The organism is Chitinophaga sp. CF118 (assembly GCF_900112615.1).
Taxonomy (GTDB): domain Bacteria; phylum Bacteroidota; class Bacteroidia; order Chitinophagales; family Chitinophagaceae; genus Chitinophaga.
The window spans coordinates 1,056,656-1,073,093 of sequence record NZ_FOMK01000001.1 but is presented as its reverse complement, the minus strand read 5'-3'; the positions used below and the strand labels follow the sequence as shown (position 1 = coordinate 1,073,093).

At 37.8% G+C, this 16,438-nt stretch carries 21 protein-coding genes; 7 read left to right on the top strand and 14 right to left on the bottom strand.

What is annotated here, in order from left to right; genetic code table 11:
- Window positions 1-121: 121 nt before the first annotated feature.
- From BM176_RS32375 to BM176_RS04120, 8 genes are all read right to left on the bottom strand, one after another.
- Window positions 122-286, bottom strand: coding sequence for a hypothetical protein (locus BM176_RS32375; protein WP_177230292.1), 165 nt, complete (start codon window positions 284-286; stop codon window positions 122-124).
- 258 nt (window positions 287-544) lie between these two features.
- Window positions 545-1,027 (bottom strand): hypothetical protein, encoded by a 483-nt coding sequence (locus tag BM176_RS04145; RefSeq protein ID WP_090099835.1) that lies wholly within the window; start codon window positions 1,025-1,027, stop codon window positions 545-547.
- A gap of 400 nt (window positions 1,028-1,427) precedes the next feature.
- Complete coding sequence (locus BM176_RS32855; RefSeq protein WP_255373432.1) at window positions 1,428-1,550, bottom strand: hypothetical protein; 123 nt, start codon at window positions 1,548-1,550, stop codon at window positions 1,428-1,430.
- A gap of 75 nt (window positions 1,551-1,625) precedes the next feature.
- Window positions 1,626-2,417, bottom strand: a complete 792-nt coding sequence (locus tag BM176_RS04140) for a hypothetical protein (RefSeq protein WP_090099833.1) — start codon at window positions 2,415-2,417, stop codon at window positions 1,626-1,628.
- Window positions 2,411-3,382 (bottom strand): hypothetical protein, encoded by a 972-nt coding sequence (locus BM176_RS04135; protein WP_090099831.1) that lies wholly within the window; start codon window positions 3,380-3,382, stop codon window positions 2,411-2,413. The genes BM176_RS04140 and BM176_RS04135 overlap by 7 nt, the downstream gene beginning before the upstream one ends.
- A gap of 362 nt (window positions 3,383-3,744) precedes the next feature.
- A complete protein-coding gene (locus BM176_RS04130) occupies window positions 3,745-4,845 on the bottom strand; it encodes an ATP-binding protein (RefSeq protein WP_218162142.1) in 1,101 nt (366 codons plus the stop codon).
- Between the two features lie 495 nt (window positions 4,846-5,340).
- On the bottom strand, window positions 5,341-6,369 hold the full coding sequence (locus BM176_RS04125) for an alpha/beta hydrolase fold domain-containing protein (RefSeq protein ID WP_143097699.1): 1,029 nt from the start codon (window positions 6,367-6,369) through the stop codon (window positions 5,341-5,343).
- Between the two features lie 10 nt (window positions 6,370-6,379).
- Window positions 6,380-6,949 carry a Crp/Fnr family transcriptional regulator gene (locus BM176_RS04120; protein ID WP_090099825.1) on the bottom strand — a complete coding sequence of 190 codons (570 nt, stop codon included), beginning with the start codon at window positions 6,947-6,949 and terminating at the stop codon, window positions 6,380-6,382.
- 270 nt (window positions 6,950-7,219) lie between these two features.
- On the opposite strand from BM176_RS04120, the gene BM176_RS04115 reads away from it, so the two are divergent.
- The gene (locus tag BM176_RS04115) at window positions 7,220-7,801 is read left to right on the top strand and encodes a YdeI/OmpD-associated family protein (RefSeq protein ID WP_090099823.1); all 582 of its coding nucleotides are present in this window, start codon (window positions 7,220-7,222) and stop codon (window positions 7,799-7,801) included.
- Between the two features lie 5 nt (window positions 7,802-7,806).
- Here the strand turns inward: BM176_RS04115 and BM176_RS04110 are convergent, their stop codons facing one another.
- The 3 genes from BM176_RS04110 to BM176_RS04105 form a co-directional block, all read right to left on the bottom strand.
- The gene (locus tag BM176_RS04110; RefSeq protein WP_090099821.1) at window positions 7,807-8,832 is read right to left on the bottom strand and encodes a hypothetical protein; all 1,026 of its coding nucleotides are present in this window, start codon (window positions 8,830-8,832) and stop codon (window positions 7,807-7,809) included.
- Complete coding sequence (locus BM176_RS32850; protein ID WP_255373431.1) at window positions 8,810-8,944, bottom strand: hypothetical protein; 135 nt, start codon at window positions 8,942-8,944, stop codon at window positions 8,810-8,812. Before BM176_RS32850 ends, BM176_RS04110 begins: the two co-directional genes overlap by 23 nt.
- Window positions 8,945-9,171: 227 nt before the next feature.
- Window positions 9,172-9,576, bottom strand: a complete 405-nt coding sequence (locus BM176_RS04105) for a hypothetical protein (protein WP_143097698.1) — start codon at window positions 9,574-9,576, stop codon at window positions 9,172-9,174.
- 325 nt (window positions 9,577-9,901) lie between these two features.
- Between BM176_RS04105 and BM176_RS04100 the strand changes: the two genes are divergently transcribed.
- The gene (locus BM176_RS04100; protein WP_090099817.1) at window positions 9,902-10,198 is read left to right on the top strand and encodes a hypothetical protein; all 297 of its coding nucleotides are present in this window, start codon (window positions 9,902-9,904) and stop codon (window positions 10,196-10,198) included.
- A 29-nt stretch (window positions 10,199-10,227) separates the two neighbouring features.
- On the opposite strand, the gene BM176_RS04095 is transcribed toward BM176_RS04100, so the two are convergent.
- Window positions 10,228-11,247, bottom strand: a complete 1,020-nt coding sequence (locus tag BM176_RS04095; RefSeq protein WP_143097697.1) for a hypothetical protein — start codon at window positions 11,245-11,247, stop codon at window positions 10,228-10,230.
- A gap of 328 nt (window positions 11,248-11,575) precedes the next feature.
- Between BM176_RS04095 and BM176_RS04090 the strand changes: the two genes are divergently transcribed.
- The 4 genes from BM176_RS04090 (at window position 11,576) to BM176_RS04080 (ending at window position 14,398) form a co-directional block, all read left to right on the top strand.
- Entirely contained in the window at window positions 11,576-12,502 is a 927-nt protein-coding gene (locus BM176_RS04090; RefSeq protein ID WP_090099814.1) for a PD40 domain-containing protein, read from the top strand.
- Between the two features lie 137 nt (window positions 12,503-12,639).
- Window positions 12,640-12,795, top strand: coding sequence for a hypothetical protein (locus BM176_RS32370; RefSeq protein WP_177230291.1), 156 nt, complete (start codon window positions 12,640-12,642; stop codon window positions 12,793-12,795).
- Between the two features lie 299 nt (window positions 12,796-13,094).
- Window positions 13,095-13,571 (top strand): hypothetical protein, encoded by a 477-nt coding sequence (locus BM176_RS04085; protein WP_143097696.1) that lies wholly within the window; start codon window positions 13,095-13,097, stop codon window positions 13,569-13,571.
- Between the two features lie 179 nt (window positions 13,572-13,750).
- Window positions 13,751-14,398, top strand: coding sequence for a hypothetical protein (locus BM176_RS04080; RefSeq protein WP_090099810.1), 648 nt, complete (start codon window positions 13,751-13,753; stop codon window positions 14,396-14,398).
- Window positions 14,399-14,590: 192 nt separating this feature from the next.
- Here BM176_RS04080 and BM176_RS04075 read toward each other — a convergent pair whose 3' ends face one another.
- The gene (locus BM176_RS04075; RefSeq protein ID WP_090099808.1) at window positions 14,591-14,866 is read right to left on the bottom strand and encodes a polysaccharide deacetylase family protein; all 276 of its coding nucleotides are present in this window, start codon (window positions 14,864-14,866) and stop codon (window positions 14,591-14,593) included.
- Window positions 14,867-14,892: 26 nt separating this feature from the next.
- Entirely contained in the window at window positions 14,893-15,555 is a 663-nt protein-coding gene (locus BM176_RS04070) for a GNAT family N-acetyltransferase (protein ID WP_090099806.1), read from the bottom strand.
- Between the two features lie 316 nt (window positions 15,556-15,871).
- Between BM176_RS04070 and BM176_RS04065 the strand changes: the two genes are divergently transcribed.
- Complete coding sequence (locus BM176_RS04065; RefSeq protein WP_090099804.1) at window positions 15,872-16,438, top strand: DinB family protein; 567 nt, start codon at window positions 15,872-15,874, stop codon at window positions 16,436-16,438.

The window sequence follows — 16,438 nt, the reverse complement described above, 5'->3', positions numbered from 1 at the left end:
TTACTTGTTGGCCTAATTATATTTGTGATAGTTAAGTCCCAGAATTCAAAAAAATACTATTATCCGAAATATAATAATCAACAAGTTTATCCTACCAATAGATATTAATTGGGGATGGATATTAATTGTTACTTGTTCGGGACTGGCTTCCATTATTGGAAGCCAGTTTTTTTGCCCACTCAGCATCTACGCCCAGCTTGCGTATCTGCACTGTCACCTCATTCAATTCTGTGGTTAAGCCCCAGATTTCTATACTTGGTTGCGCACGAACTAAGTATGATGACAATTATGCAGGATATTACATGATGTCTCATTTCTTTTCTGTTTTTTTATCAGACCAATTCATATGGTCACATTTCCTGCTTAGAATTTTTTTGCAGGTAATTCCCTGCAAAAAATTGAAAAGGGTGTGGCTATGGTTAATTAGAGGTTAAAGACAGATAATCGCCGGCTTGAAAGACAGCTTGCCGGTCAGCATTCAGCGAAGCTCACTGCCGATAAGTAGGAACCACGGCAACGGCTGAAATTGTCGATAGGAAGATTTTTATTTCTGGTCATAGAATCCCCCAGGCCCCAACGGATACCACACGGCGAATTTTATAAACTTATTTCTTCTCTCGCTTTCTGGGATGATAGCAACTCGACGCTGGAGCCCTTTGTCTTCTTTAATGTTCTTTGCGCAAAGATGAACTATTAGCAATTCAAAAAGATTTAGTAAACTATCACGAATGTCAGGAAGATATCTATTTAGAGACGTGCGTTGAACTGTAGTATTATTAAAGTCCATTGCTATAGTTGGAGAGATAATTTCGCCAGTTGATTGAAGGTCAAAATCTTTGATTTCAATTTGAGCCATTCTGTGATCAAGACAATTTCTTATATTTCGAGTGGTGTCAATGAAAGGCTGTATTTCTCTGATAAATTTAACAAAGTCGTCCTGATCTTCATACTCGTTCCCTACATATTCAGTAAACTTATGGAAGTACTGTTTTCCTATTGCCGGGTAAAACTGTCTGATAATTTCCATTAGTGCCTGACAAACATGATCGACTTTTTGAAAAATGGTTTTACACCTGGTATGTACATCTGGTACTGATGGTATGGCGTAAGATACATTCTTACCTCGACGTTCCTCATACTCGTTCGATCCCTTTTCTTCTTCCGTAAGATAGTCACCAATTTCATCGTCCAGGTGTTGAAAATTCTTTCACCCCCTCCAAAGCGTAAGATAGGATCTTATCAATGTCCACCTGTGATGTCAGGAATTCTTTCCTCATAAGTCGTTTGGCTGTGAGAAACGTACGACAAAATAATTCAGAGTCAGTACCCAGTTTCAGGACTAATTTATGAACATTGGGGGGAAGGGCTTCATTTTGTCGTTGCGGATCTATGTCATCGGCAAAACTCAGTTCATATAAGGAACGTTCTTAAACGATAAACATTTTTCCATTAACAGGAAACATTTCAACTATGGCTCCGTCTTCTGGAGAGCCGATATCTGCCCTACCACCGGATTCCCGCTTTATATCAATAGGTCTTTTTATATCCATTTTAATATTTATGAGAGAGAAAGTAGCTCCTTCCTAATTATAGAGATAGATAGGTATGAAAATGTGGTTGTTGGTTCACTTACTAACAACCGTTGTTGTGTTAAGACCAAATATTGTACTTACTCGCGTAAGGAGTTCATTATGAGTAGTGCCTCCAAGCCCTGCATCTTTGATGACTTGTTTCATATCTGGATTTTCTTCCGTTAAGAGTACTACATATCTCATTAGGTCACCTTTAATTATTGCGGGAACTTCTACTCTGTAATTTCCAGGGAGCATTGATAGCAGTCTTACAATGTCATTACGATGCTTTTTTATTTTCTTAGAATCAATGTTACCTTGCTCTGCGTTACGCTCTGTTAAATCAAGATAGGCTTTTGCCTTTAAGGCGATAAGTGATCCTGCAGAAGCAATATGTAGCCCTTCAATAAAATCCGTATTTTCAAGAGTAAACTGATAGTAATCGTCATCCATTAAAATAGCGGACAGACTTGTTAGCCCTTCCTCTACTGGTATTGGTGTATACCTCATTCCTTCTTTTAGGGTAATTACATCTGGTAGCCTTGAAAATAGCTCTAACTGAAAAGGATAGCCATCAACTCCAGGTTTCATAAAGCGGTAAAATTGCCTGTTTTCTGATTCCTCTTCCTGGACTGCATATTCCCCTTCCTCAATAAATTCCCAAAAACGTTCTACAAAAGCAGGCGTTAAAGCTTCTGCTATTAAAATAATGTCTACATCATTGGTTGTCCTGAAAGGACGTTCTAGCTGCGATAGCTGCCTATCGCAGGCTGTGCCGCCAATGATAATATATGAATCTTCATATCCTTCAAAAAATTCCCGGAATTTGTCTAATCCGTCTACCATAATACCTTTTTTAATAATTGATCAAGTGCCATACTCACACGGTCATCCTCGTCATCTCTCATGGAAAGATAAAGAGACAAAGGATCAACAATATTTGTTGTAGTTAACTTACCAGGAGGATAAGTCCAATGCTCTATCCTAACATTACCTTCAAAATAATCTATATTGAGTTGAGTCTTAGCCTTCAAGCTTTGAAAGTCATCTGGTGCCAAAGCGTATGCTTCCCGTCTACCCGGAGACAAATCCGAATATTCCGCCAAAGCGTTATCATGCGTTTTAAATAACATGTATTCAGTGGGTGCAATATCTATATAGCCATTAATTTTAACAGGGCTTACCAGATATTTAAGCGCTTTTTCCCATAAATACGACCTTCTGTCTTTGAATAGGAGAAATTTATCCTTACGACCTTCAATTCTTGCCAAACCAAAATCCGACAGCTCCTGTGCTGCTCTGGTAATTGTCATTGGAGTATATTGCAAACGACTGCCTATATGCTGAAAATTTAGGTGACTAATTCTTTCTACCTCTAAGTGAAAAAGCAAGAGGCACTGGCTTGCTGGCCGGAGTGTACTTCTTTCCCTTTTAACTACTTCGTTGACTTCCGTTAAGCTTAGTGCCACAAAAGGCAAATAAAGCTGCTTAAAAGGGACAATAAAGGGTATTCTCAGATCAAGCAAGCGATTACGTTGATAAGTAGAAAGGCTTTTAAACACGTAAGCCACCGGTTTGTTAAACTGCTTTTTTAGTAAGTTATATTCCTTTCCTAATTGCACCGGTGTACTTTCCTGATGGACTTGTTCTGCAAGGACCATGTCTACTTCTAGTACAGCAGTTTGATAAAAGTTATTGCTTTTCTGCAGAAATAATGGCAACCCAGCCATATCTTGCTCAGCAAGGGGCTTCACCTCTTCTAATCTAGTGAATGTTTTTAATAGATAATCTTTTAATTCGCTTATTACCATTATAATAACATGATATATTTACAATAACAAAGGTAATGTTATTATTTAATTATTCATGTTATTATTACTAAAACTGATTATATAGGTCATGTTTAGGTGATTTTTTTACTAAAATTCGATATATTAGTCACTAATGAATCCCACAGTCATACCGATATTACTGCTGTACCTTCGATTCATTGTTGCGATTGCTTCTTATGGGCGGATACCAAGAAGATTTATATCTATTTGTTTATCAGTACTTTTAACTCATAAGGGCTTTTAAACCTTCATAAAACCGGTTCGAGAATTGTCCAATCGAGGTCACCAAATGGACAAAGGCGCGATTAATCGCGCCTTTGTCCATTTATGCACATTTCAGTTTAAGCAAGTCCCAGTAATTTCTCAGTATAATCGACCATAAATAATGGAATATTAATTAGTCCATCATCTTTCTTTAAATTTTTTAACGAATACCGGATACGCACAGTTGGCTGATATAGGTTGTGATAAACTGTAAGACTCTTACTTCGTATGTTTTCGTCTGATTTGACTTCTATGGGAATAATTTCATTTTTTACCTGGATTAAGAAATCTACTTCTGCCTGATTCCCTGAAGTCCAATAACGTGGTATGCCCTCGAAATTCGCAATCAGATGTTGCAATACATAGTTCTCACTTAATGCACCTTTAAATTCAGTAAACAACCGGTGACCTTCCTTTACAGCTATGGGATCTAAAAGCGAAAGTCTACGCAGTAATCCTACATCAATCAAATAAAGTTTAAATGCGGTAAGATCGTCATAGGCGGAAATTGGCAGTCCGGGTTTCGTAATTCTGAAAATGCGATGCACTAAGCCAGCATGTGATAGCCAAAGCAACGCATCTTCGAATTCACGCGCACGTGCCCCATTCCTTACAGACTGATACAGGAATTTTTTATTATCTCTGGCCAATTGCGAAGGAATGGAAGACCAAAGATGATTAATCTTTGGTACTTCTTTATTTTCAGCATGTTTTGAAAAATCCAGTGCATAAGCATTAATTATATTTTGAAGCACCTGCTGAGTTCTTTCTACATCCTGTTTTTCTAATAATGTTACCACTGCTTCAGGCATTCCTCCACAGATAAAGAACATCTTTAATTTGTCTATCAAAGGATTGAAGAATATATCAGGGAGTGGTTCAATTTGATTAATACTTTCTAAAAGGGAAAATAACTTAGGATCAACAGCGGAAAGAAATTCTGAAAAGCAGATTGGGTTCAATTGCAGGAAATCCACTTTTCCAACAGGAAAAGAGTTCCCCCGTGACATGGCAACTCCCAGTAATGATCCAGCACTTGCAACTGCATATTCTGCCGCGTTTTCACAAAAATATTTTAATGTATTTAGTGCTTCATTGCACTCCTGAATTTCGTCAAAAATAATGAGTGTTCTTTGAGGTAATATTGCTTGTCCATGTACCAATGATAGATTTTGCAAAATACGTTGTACATCTTTTGTAATGTTTCACATTTTAAGTGCCAATTTCGTGATTTAATTCACGCAAATGGCATTAAACTATGCGAAGTTAAGTATTTCCCCTGGAAAGAGGTTACATTATCCAGTGAAGATCCCAAGGCCCAAAAAAGCGTGTTTTAACTAAGCAATCATTTTCAGTCAGAGATAAAAAAAATATTATATCTATTTGATTGTCATTATTTTTAGTTCGTAAAGGATCTTTAAATCCTGATAAAACCGGTTCGGGAATTGTCCAACCGGGGTCACAGAAAATTAAAAAGGCTTCAGAACGTATTCGTTTTGAAGCCTTTTTGATTCGATAGCTGATTGATGAACTTTAAACTTAATTTCAACTTATTGATTTGTACGAGGCCTTAGGTTCGAGTCCTATCAGGATGATGCTGAATGAGTCGCAGCAAATCCGAGCTATTACAGTTAATTTTAAGTAACCACACCTATTCATTAACCCACTCAGCTTCAATCATCGTGATTAATCAATGTTGCTATCTGATTGATGGCATGTTGAGACTCTTTCATACCTGTTAAAACCATCCAAACATGGAACATTTTTGGGTATTCAAAATAGTTGATTGCAATGTCCTGCCCCTTCATTTTCTGTTTGAATTTTCTCGAATCGGCATGGAACAAATCATGGGTGCCAGTAAATAGTGAAATTTTTCCCAATCCGGAAAAGTCCCCATAAATAGGGCTTACCCTGTAATCTGTTGGATTTAGCCCGGCTGCGTATAATTCTCCGGCCATTTTAAGTCCTTTTATACCAAGCAGTTTATCTTTCTTGTCAATTTCAATTATGTCCGGATTGCTCATAGTAGCATCAAGCCAAGGGGAATTCAAAATGATTTGTGAAGGTTGTGGCTTGTTTTCATCTCTCAGTTTCTGGGCAAAGCCCAATGCAATACCACCGCCGCAAGAATTGCCCATGAAAATAATATTCTCCTGTGATGTCTCAGAGAGCACTTCTGGATAGAGCTTATCAAAATAGGCGTAGACATCGCTGTAATTTGATACCGGTACCAAAGGGTAATCAGGTACTACAATTGAACAGTTGGTTTTGACTAATAACTCATGGACGAAACGCCAATCATATTTTGTTAAGTTCGAAATATAACCGCCACCGTGTATATAAAGAATTACTTTGGATGAGGCATTTTGTTTTGGCTTGAACATCCAAACCTTTCGCTGATTTATTTCCCCTACCTGAGTTTGAAAATCGGACAGTAAAACCTTTGGGGGGGCCACGGCTTCTGAAGAAAATCTATTGGTTTTGATACGCTTTTCAATGGTGTTTTTCTTTCCAAGTACTGTCATTAATGACTGTAAAAACTGCGGTTTGAAACTTGGAGAAAGGTTGTGAACATAGGTAATTGATGTATCTGTTTGTGATTTGCCAGCCATTATTTTTGTAGTTAATAAGATCAATATTAATAATGCACGTACATTCATTCTTTTTTCTACAAAAATAATTGAGGGTTCAATACTGGACAATGAACCCAGGTTAAGAAATACGCCTCCTTATTCTGCTTAATGCCTGTGGGGTAATGCCAATATAAGACGCGATATACTGTAACGGGATTTTTCTGATCAAATCAGGTTGCTCTGTGAAGAGATTTAAGTATCGCTGCTCCGCCGTGTCATTTAAAAGCGAAATTTCCCGTCTTATCTTTTCTAAAAATAGTTTTTCACTCGCAAGTCTGCCAATTAGGTTTCCTCTTTCTGTGCTTTGAAATAGCATTTGCACATCATGATATGATACTCGCCAAAGTTTGACTGGAGTGATAGTTTCTATATGATAAACTGAAGGCAGCCTGGTAATGAAAGAATCATATGCTCCAATGAAATCATTTGAAAAAGTAAGCTCAAAAGTAACCTCTTTATTTTCCTTTGGGATAAAGTATCGTACAATGCCTTCTTCAATAAATGAGACGTAGTCCTCTACCTCACCCTTCTTCAGGATAAGGGCTTTTTTCGGAAATTCCTGCTGAATAAATTTAGAAGAAATAATCAACCAATCCTGTTCAGAAAAGTCAGTATAGTTACGCTGAAAAAAATTTCTAATCTGTTTCATTGTTAGGGCAATTTGTTTGTCGTTCCCAAGTGAACCTGGGAATGAGTAAATATAAAAAAAATAGCCTCAACACCGGACCAGCCAGTATTTCTGCGGATAGGTGAAAGGTCATTAGAGCCGTGTGCTTTGTCTATATTAAGCTATATCCTTATGTATTGGCTAATTTTTTTAAATCGAGAATGAAAAGATTCGAGTTTTGTATAATTGTCATGAAAAAAACATGAGCGGTAATTCAGATTTGTTAACACTTTTTTTGCTTTCTTTGGTACTATGACAACATCCAAAGATGATATTGTAATAAAGTACTTCAAAACACCTGCACAGTTTGAAACGTGGTTGGCTAAAAATCATGCTGCTTCAACCGGATTGTATCTGCAAATCTATAACAAGGATTCAGGTGTAGCGTCATTGAATCATGCGGATGCGCTGGATGTGGCGTTGTGTTATGGATGGATAGATGCAATAGCGAAGAAGTATGATGATCAATCTTACTTACAGCGGTTCACTCCCAGAAGGAGTAAGAGTATCTGGTCGAAAAGGAATATTGAGCATGTGGAACGCTTAATAAAGGCTGGCAGGATGAAAGAAAGTGGTTTGAAAGCGATTGAAGCAGCTAAAGCGGATGGCAGATGGGATGCGGCTTATGATTCTCCTGCAAATAGTGAGATTCCGGATGATTTTCTGAAGCTGCTTAAGAAGAATAAATCGGCCTATCAATTTTTTAAGACCTTGAATAAGACGAATACATTTGCCATTACCTGGCGGTTGCAGACTGCTAAGAAGCCGGAAACAAGAGAAAGGCGGATGCAGGTTATCATTGCGATGCTGGAAAAAGGAGAGACCTTTCATTAATTATTTTACCTCATTCCAGGTACTCCAGGACCGTATTTATTGTAATATTGCTCTTCCTCCTTACCATCTTCCTCAAGTATTGAATAGACAGTCCATACTGACTCGTTATTTGTACCATAGTATCGGAGTCGCTTTATTTTATTATCATATTTAATAATCAAATCATCTTGTAATACCTTTTTGCTTTTTAATTGATTTTCATAGGGTATAGACCCAATTTCTACCGGCAATATGCGAACAGTGTCTCTGACAAAAATCATTTCTCCATGATATAAATACTCATAATCTATAGTATATTTTTCTGCTGCGTAGTAAAGCGCAGCCTCGCCCCTGTCAAATGAAACAAGGTAACCCGGATTATTGATCTTCGTAGTGAAAAAATGATTCCCGTCAATGTGTTTTGCTGGGAAAAAATACTTCTGACTGGCGAAAAAAATTAAATAACCAGTCCTTTTAGTATATATTCTGTTCTTACTTACCAGCAATTTATAATTGCAGGAACTGATAACGATAAGCAGCGTAAAAAATATAATGGCTTTCTGCATAACTAGAATTATTGACCTTTCAATTTTCCATTCTGATCTAAATCGACAACAACAATTGAAATTATCGCTTTTTTTAATATTGCTAAGTTCCAACAGCTTACTGCCCAAATTGTCAAAATGGGTTTGGCTAAACTCTACTTTCCCATACCCCTCTCCCATAATGTCGTGTTTATACGCAGCGGGAGTTGCCACTAATCCGTTTTTCCCTTTATACCGATCACTTAACCCATACTGATGAAGCGTTTCATGAATGGCGGTTGAAGGTGCTGTATAATAATCATCCAGACTTTGTAGTACAGATTTCCGGGATGTCAAAAGTTCCCTGCCTACAACTGCAAATATGCCATTTCTTTGTATTAATTCTGGTTTAGTGTTGGGTTCTGCTCTACCATTCTTAACAATAGATTCATTACTGGCTCCTGTTTTTAATGGACTAAGGAAAAGCATATTTTCCCCTGCATTATCAGTTCCTGCTTCTTCTGTCATTTGTAGCATTCACTCCAATTTCATTCAGCAATGCAAGTGCTTTTTCTTCATTGAATTTTTTTCCGTCATAACCGAGATAGTTTTTAAATGTATCAAGTTTATTCTTTGCCATAATTATATATGTATGAAGCCTAAGAAGTGGTCTATGGGTAAAAGGATTTGTTTTGATTCAAAAGCATAAATGCCTACAGAGAAATAGTGCTTCCCACATCCAACAAAACAATAGAAAGCTGATTCATCAAGGAACAAGTTGATTTATTTATAGCGCGCGGCCCAAATGTTAGGTAACTTCTCTACCTGGGCATTCGTCATGCCTTCAACTTGAATTCTTGTCTTTACTCAATGAACCATCACCATTGAAGCTTTGCCTGTTTCAATAAAATATTTTAATGTATTACCGTTATTCAGTTGAATCAAACCGAAAGCCAAAGGACCAGATGCGTGTTCTTTGAGATCTCCGGAATGTTTGTAAGTAGCATTATTGAGCTCACCGGATAATAATATTCCGTGTTCTTTTGTAGTTAGCTTTCGGGTTGTCAGGACACTGAAGTTATCCATATCAATTACAGTTGAGCAAATTATTAATTCGTTGTCTGAGAATTCAATTTCTATTCCTGGAAATGCATTTGTAAAATCAGTATTTTCTTCATAAAACCGTGTCCATTTAAAGTTATACGGTTTCATGGTGTTTATCTTTATAGAGACAATGCAAATATTGTGAATTGATTTATCAGATTTTTCCATCTATATAGCTTTTTCATGGGAACAGCCCTTTTGATCACTAATACTGAAGGGATCGGGGCTGATCGGAACTTTTGGATTAATTGCAAGAACTCACCATTGGAACCCAATAATCACCTCGAACTTTTGTTGTACTAAAGTACCTCATTTGGGATCAAATGCAAATAATTCAGTGAAATCCTGAACAATTTGGTCTGAGGTTCCGATACCTGGCAGATTTCGTTAAGCGGCAGTCTTAGAAATGTATGCTGTCAGTTAATTAATCGCTGTTTCTTAAAGAAACGGTAGCCTTGATAAATATCCATATCTTGTCGAAAATAGAATTATAATGAGCTGGAATAGGAAATACCATTTCTTTCTCATCTTTGGAGATACTATCGGAGATCAGGCTCCCTGGAGCAAAGACATATGGAGAGAAAATATTCAACCTAAATTGGATTATCTCTTAAGGAAATCTTCATCCTATAAAAAAACGGGGCTTGGGACGAGCCAATACGTTCCTAAACCTGATTCTAAATACTATGAGAGGCTTAAGTTAGGAAAATTAGTATGGAATGAAAGTTCGCATGATAAATGGACTTTAGCTACCATTAATCCTGACCGTCATAATGAAAGTCCATTATAGTCAAACGTTAGAAAAAAAGGAAGCTATTCTTATGATTTTCTGCAATCAAAACTATTCAACACACCCGTTCCCCTAAACGTAATTCTGAAACCAACAATACGGCCAATATTTTGCCTGAACTCGTCTTCATATCCCGTGTTCCCATTCACAAATATCTTAATTCGCCCATTTTTTGCTTCACAATGCACTTTTACAGGTCGTTCAAAATCTACTCCCAGCCCCGATAAATTTATAGTTTTGCCATTAATATATTTCATCCCTAACATAATACCAATTTCTCCGACACATCCGCTTTTACAAAGAGGAATGTCAATGAGTCCTTCCGTCCCTAAAACAGCGATATGGGTTTCCCTGCAAATTCCTTTACTATTATCATTAAAAGTATTTTGCAATTCTGCATCCAATAAAAAATTTTCGCTGGACAAGTCAATGCCTTTATCAACATTGGTAAGTGTAAAAACGGGCAGCTCTTGGCTAAAATCTATTTTCTGGTGTGCTAATACTTTTTCAGTAATACCCATTTGCCGCTTATTTTCAAATACAGATTTTGGCAAATAAATGGGTATCGGTTTGGTTTCAATAAGTCCGACCCAGCCATCGGTTTCTATATATACATCATTCTGTTTTACTACAGAATCGTTAAGTATCAGTTTAGCTTTATAGTAACCCGGCACATAATAGGTGCTGGTATATTCATGTAATTGCTTATCTACTTTAAACCGTTGCCTTGTATCCCAGCTTTGCTGAATAAACACAGAATCAGCATTGGAATCAGTTGCATCGTATTGAAAAATGACAGTATTCGGCAATCCCGATGTAACGGGCTTGCTGGAAAATGACACCTTACCGATCTTTATATGATTATCAGTTTTTTTTAATAATGCAAGTACAACAATGCTTAAAAGGATTACCGCCGCACCTGTCAGCAGCCATTTTACATAAAATTTTATAGCAGGTTTTGCTTTTGTCTCCTTTATATCTTCGGTAACAATCTGAGTACCGGCGGATGTAAAAGCCCTCCAATTTTCATATCCTGTAAATTGAGCCAATACGTTAAGGGTAGCCATATTGGGCTTACTGTCGTACCTGACCTTTCCCCAAATTCTTTTCAGGGTACTGCTGCTGATCATCGAACTGGTTTCTTCAAAAATTCTATCGCTTAAATTTTCGAAGTCAGTACTTTGCCAGGTTTCGCTTTTTCCCCAGCCCAATTTTTCTTCAATCAGGCGGCGGCACTTTTCGATAAAAAACATTTCATCGGGCATTTTTGAACAGTTTTTGAGCTTGAACAAACTTGAATAGGTTTGAACTAGCGTTGAATTTACGGCATTTGAAACGTTTTACAACTTTGGATACTCATTCAATAAAAATAATAATATGAAAAAGTTCACTCAATTGAAAGTGATAAATGCCGGCTTTGTTTTTATCCTATCTATGGGCTTTATGATAAGTTCCTGTGCTCAAAAAGGTTTTTTTAATAGTGCAGATGCTTACCTGGGGCAGAGGCCTTCAGGAGATACGCCAATAGTTTTTGCTCCCGGTATGCTTGCTGATTCCGGGATAGTCCTTGGGAAGGTAGCCTTTTCGAAAGACGGCAAAGCTTTTTATTACTCCTTTGCCAGGCATTGGTTTGACGACAATGGCTCAGGCACCAAAGAAATTCGGTTTGACGGAAAGAAGTGGCTGAAACCAAAAGTGATAGCCGAAAAAATCACCAACCCTGCATTTTCACCTGATGAAACGAAGCTGTATCTCGGTGCCGGGGGGGGCCAGGTATGGGTATTAAACAGAACAGACCAGGGCTGGTCTAAGCCGGAATTTTGGATAGAGAAAAACTACGGATTGTACAATTTTCAGGAGGCAAACAGCGGCACCTTTTATATAGGCAGCAATGGCAAGCAGGGCAGCAAAAGCGACTGGAGTACCTACAATTTTTGCAAAATGACCATAGCCGGAAAAGATACAGCTATCAGTAGCCTCGGCAAGACCATCAATACGCCGGCCTTTGATGGTGATTTCTTTATCGCACCGGATGAATCATACATCATCATATCAGCTAAAGAAACTCCTACTTATGAAAGTGAACTTTGGATAAGTTTCAGAAAGACTGATAAATCCTGGACAACACCCCGCAACTTAGGACCAATGGTAAATGATGGTCTTGCTCATCGTTTCGGCCAATATGTTTCACCAGATGGAAAATATCTGTTTTATACTAGGGGTACGAGTGAGCAAGACTGCAATATTTATTGGGTAAGGTTCGATACTTTGCTGCATAATTTGAAAAAGAAAATGCTGGAGTAAAATACTTACTTATTCAATCTGGTTTATGTATGAACAATATGCGGCTTTAATTTATACAACTGGCGCAGATCTTCCCTCAACCGGTTTGACTAGCAATATTTTGGATAGGGGCAGATACTTCCTATATAACTAATAATATGGAGTATACTATCAAAAGAAATGCTGCAAACTTTGGTGATACAGTAGAGGTAACCTTTAAAGGCCTTGTGACGGAGGAAGATGCCACCGGCACTCCTGATACAGCCACTGTTACCGGCGATTTCCGCGCGGTATTGGTTAATTCAGAACTATAAAAAACATTAAAACAGAAAGATGAGGAGGGTGTCAAAAGTAATTGAAGCACCCTCCTCTTTTACATATTTATTTGAATCTGGATGTCACAACCAACAAAACCAAAACTTGGTTCTGTTGGTTGTGACATCCAGATCCGCTACTTTTATTGGGTTATGTTTTGACATTGCGAAGCTGAATGGACCATTAGCATAATGCTTTACATCCTCAAATTTCCATGCAAAAAAAGGATCATCGTTTTCAAGTATTGACCACAATGGATTTCTTTTATTTCAGACAAACGACAGACAAAAAAATCCATATGAATACTTCTATACCAAAGACGGTATCAGTAAAGCTGGTTATTAGTTTTATAATTATAATATTCTTTAACTGCTGTCAGCATTCCAGATTTGATCCGGAACATCCTTATACCGAGCGGGGGTATGTTATGGAGGATGCAACCGGTTATTTCTTTATTCCACTGGACAAGGGCAAAGGCTCTTTTCTTGAAGATATAAAATGTGAGGAAAAAATCACCGGGTTTAAGTTTGAGATAGATACTTTTAAGAAAGACGGATTCGTATACGATACGCTGGAAGATGTAAAGAAAAAGGCGGAGGGATATCCCCGCCCCTATGTCATTAAATATCTGACACCCGTAGAGATAAGTTATTATTTTGACAGTGTAAAAGGAATGACGCTTGATTTCCCCATGAGATTCGGTAATGACAGCTTTACATTTGCATATAAACATGAAGGTATACATGTTGTATCGCTGAAGCCTCTCAGGCGCTAACAACGGTTAATGGAAGCGCGAAATTGATTTGTGGACCGGAGGCAAACATGATTAAAAGTTAGCTGAACACCATATTCATGGTACTTCATAAATCATTATTTCATGAGATATACCATGCCTATGGGATTGATAGCGCTTGTTAATGAAGTTAGGTTTGCGGTATAATAAAACTTAAAATCATGAAAAAGCATTTGATTTATACTGCAATCACCCTGGCACTTGTGGCCTTTTCCTTCAGCGCATGCAAAAAGGATAGTAAAAACGATATTAACAACGAATCATTGTTTAAAAACACCAACTGGACGGGCGAATTTAATTATGCCGGCAAGGGACCCGAGCCGGTGAGCATCGAATTTCTCGAAGGCGGCCAACTGGTCTGGAATGAACTATTGGCTGATCATACGGGCAGCTGGAAGGTCACTGGCAACCAGGTCGCAATAGGCCTTGATGGCTCCCCTTCCTTTAATGGGAATATTTCAGGCAATAGTTTAACTAATATCCAAAGCTCGGACATGAGCGGAAGGAGCCTGAAAAGTGCGGCATTGAATACCGACCCGATCCCCGAATTGGATGGTACCGTATGGGGAGCGGCGAATGTTTCTTTAAAATTCAAGCCAGGTGCTATGGTAGACCTGATATTCGGGCCCCCATCAAATCTACCGACCTATACTGATCTGCCCTACTTACGGACTGGAAAAGCCATACATTTTGCTGCCAGCCCCGGTTATAACTGGTTTACCGTAATCACAAACGCCTCCACTATGCAGGGCACCAATCATGCTCCTAGTGATCCAACGGTGTACAGCTTTAAGGTGACGAAGCAATAAGATTGTAATCGGCAAGTGACAATGCAATTTTCTCTTTTGTAAAGTTAATTTCATGACTAAAGAAAGAGGCTGCTACCTTATAGATAAATTCATTAGTATTTAGTTCAAAATAATTGAGACATTTTTTATTTCTATAACAACCAAATTCCAATCAGGTTCACAAAAAAAAGACGCGAGTAATCGCATCTTTTTTTATAGATAACTCCAGAAAGTATGATTTCCCAGCTCATGACCGTAAAGGTCAGCTTTCCGCCACGACTCCATCCGGTTTGCTACAACAGGAGAGGAGCCGATAAGGTAGAAGGTAGCTTTCAAACCCAATGAGTCCAATACAGGCAGCACATTATCCAGATCTGCATCAATTGCATCGTCATAGGTTAATACCACAGCGCATTGTTTGTGATTCCATACATTGGCATTCTGTGCGTGGCTTGACAAAGTTGCCAGGAATAGAGTCGAATACCCCATGATATATTATAACTATGTTATTATCATTATTTTGATTCGTATAGAGTCTTTAAGTGTTCATAAAACCGGTTCGAAAATTGTACAGATGGGGTCACCACATTGGAAAGCGCTGAATTTAGGCCGGCACTGTCGCTTGATTTCTTTAAAGTTATATTTGTTTGCTCTTCCCACTTATGATTACTCAATTCGTACACAAAATTTAATTTAGAAGCTTCTCCAAAATAGTGCACTTCCTGCTCGCCGATTTTTTCCGCACCAATACGACCAATGGCAATTTGAGAGCGGATATTGTTTGCGCCAATATGGAAATATACTTTTGAAACAAATTGAAAAATATAATTCAACATCATAGTCTTGACTAAATGATTGATGCCCTTGCCCCAACAAGAGGTAGCGTAAAACGTATAGCCAATGAATATGCTGTTTTCCTGCTCGTTATAGTCATAGAAGCGTGTGCTCCCTATAGTACTCCCTGTGGCTTTGTTCACAATTTTAAATGCTCCTTTGCTTTGTATTGCCCCGTTAAAGAATATTTGGAATACATCTCTTTTCCAACGGTCTTTATTGGGATGCTGTTCCCATATTTTGGAATCTGATGCAACAGCATATAAATCTTCAAATTCTTTTTCCTGTAATGGGTGAAGGATTACCTTTTCGTTATCTAGTATGGGTTGTATATTGAAGCTCATTGTCAAATTCTAATTTTTTTATTCAACATTTCGTAATGTAGTGTCTCAAAATTACCTTTAAATTGGCCTGTATTTGTAGGCCAATATTAATAAAACGAATAGTCCAATTTCATTGCAGTTTTTTAATGGCATATCCCAAAGTAGACAAGAGGTATTATTAGGCCAGCAAAAGATGGAAAAGTGAGCGTTACGGTTAGCAATATAATATTCTTGTACGGTTTTCCTTTTTTTTGAAAAACATTACATTTACGCTACCACATAAAACTATAATTTGTTGACTATACACGATTACTAATTCACATCTAATAATTATCATATGGCAACTCTTAGAAAAATAATAAACTTTTTTGTATTCAATCTTATCACAGTGGCTACTTGTTTTGGACAACAGTCGCTTTCATCTGCAATAGAAAGACAATTTGATAAAATTGAAAGTGATATTTTGACAACTGCCGAAGCGATGCCTGAAAGCAAGTTTAATTTCACACCTGAGAGTCTCAATATAAAAAATAGTACTTTTAAAGGAGTCCGGACATTTGCCGGACAGATAATGCATCTGGCCACCGATAATATTCTCATTTGGAGTGCCATTACCGGTGATTCAATACGTGCTGACATTGAAGATGTAAACGGTCCCCAAAATATTAAAACCAAAAAAGACGTTATCGAATACCTCAAAAGCTCATTCGCAATTGGACGTAATGCGATTTCAACATTGACAAATCAAAATGCAATGGACATGATTGATTTTAGATGGAGAAAACTTCCCAGGCTTGATCTTGCGTTTTACGCGCTTACCCACGCGAATGAACATTACGGTCAGATGGCAATTTATCTCAGGATGTGTGGAGTAGTTCCTCCTTCAACGCTTAGTAATAAATAA

Coding starts and splice junctions, on each gene's coding strand:
- BM176_RS04145 (WP_090099835.1), bottom strand. CDS start 1,027: ATGGAAATTATCAGACAGTTTTACCCGGCAATAGGAAAACAGTACTTC.
- BM176_RS32855 (WP_255373432.1), bottom strand. CDS start 1,550: ATGGATATAAAAAGACCTATTGATATAAAGCGGGAATCCGGTGGTAGG.
- BM176_RS04140 (WP_090099833.1), bottom strand. CDS start 2,417: ATGGTAGACGGATTAGACAAATTCCGGGAATTTTTTGAAGGATATGAA.
- BM176_RS04135 (WP_090099831.1), bottom strand. CDS start 3,382: ATGGTAATAAGCGAATTAAAAGATTATCTATTAAAAACATTCACTAGA.
- BM176_RS04120 (WP_090099825.1), bottom strand. CDS start 6,949: ATGAAACAGATTAGAAATTTTTTTCAGCGTAACTATACTGACTTTTCT.
- BM176_RS04115 (WP_090099823.1), top strand. CDS start 7,220: ATGACAACATCCAAAGATGATATTGTAATAAAGTACTTCAAAACACCT.
- BM176_RS04110 (WP_090099821.1), bottom strand. CDS start 8,832: ATGACAGAAGAAGCAGGAACTGATAATGCAGGGGAAAATATGCTTTTC.
- BM176_RS32850 (WP_255373431.1), bottom strand. CDS start 8,944: ATGGCAAAGAATAAACTTGATACATTTAAAAACTATCTCGGTTATGAC.
- BM176_RS04105 (WP_143097698.1), bottom strand. CDS start 9,576: ATGGAAAAATCTGATAAATCAATTCACAATATTTGCATTGTCTCTATA.
- BM176_RS04100 (WP_090099817.1), top strand. CDS start 9,902: ATGAGCTGGAATAGGAAATACCATTTCTTTCTCATCTTTGGAGATACT.
- BM176_RS04090 (WP_090099814.1), top strand. CDS start 11,576: ATGAAAAAGTTCACTCAATTGAAAGTGATAAATGCCGGCTTTGTTTTT.
- BM176_RS32370 (WP_177230291.1), top strand. CDS start 12,640: ATGGAGTATACTATCAAAAGAAATGCTGCAAACTTTGGTGATACAGTA.
- BM176_RS04085 (WP_143097696.1), top strand. CDS start 13,095: ATGAATACTTCTATACCAAAGACGGTATCAGTAAAGCTGGTTATTAGT.
- BM176_RS04080 (WP_090099810.1), top strand. CDS start 13,751: ATGAAAAAGCATTTGATTTATACTGCAATCACCCTGGCACTTGTGGCC.
- BM176_RS04075 (WP_090099808.1), bottom strand. CDS start 14,866: ATGGGGTATTCGACTCTATTCCTGGCAACTTTGTCAAGCCACGCACAG.
- BM176_RS04070 (WP_090099806.1), bottom strand. CDS start 15,555: ATGAGCTTCAATATACAACCCATACTAGATAACGAAAAGGTAATCCTT.
- BM176_RS04065 (WP_090099804.1), top strand. CDS start 15,872: ATGGCAACTCTTAGAAAAATAATAAACTTTTTTGTATTCAATCTTATC.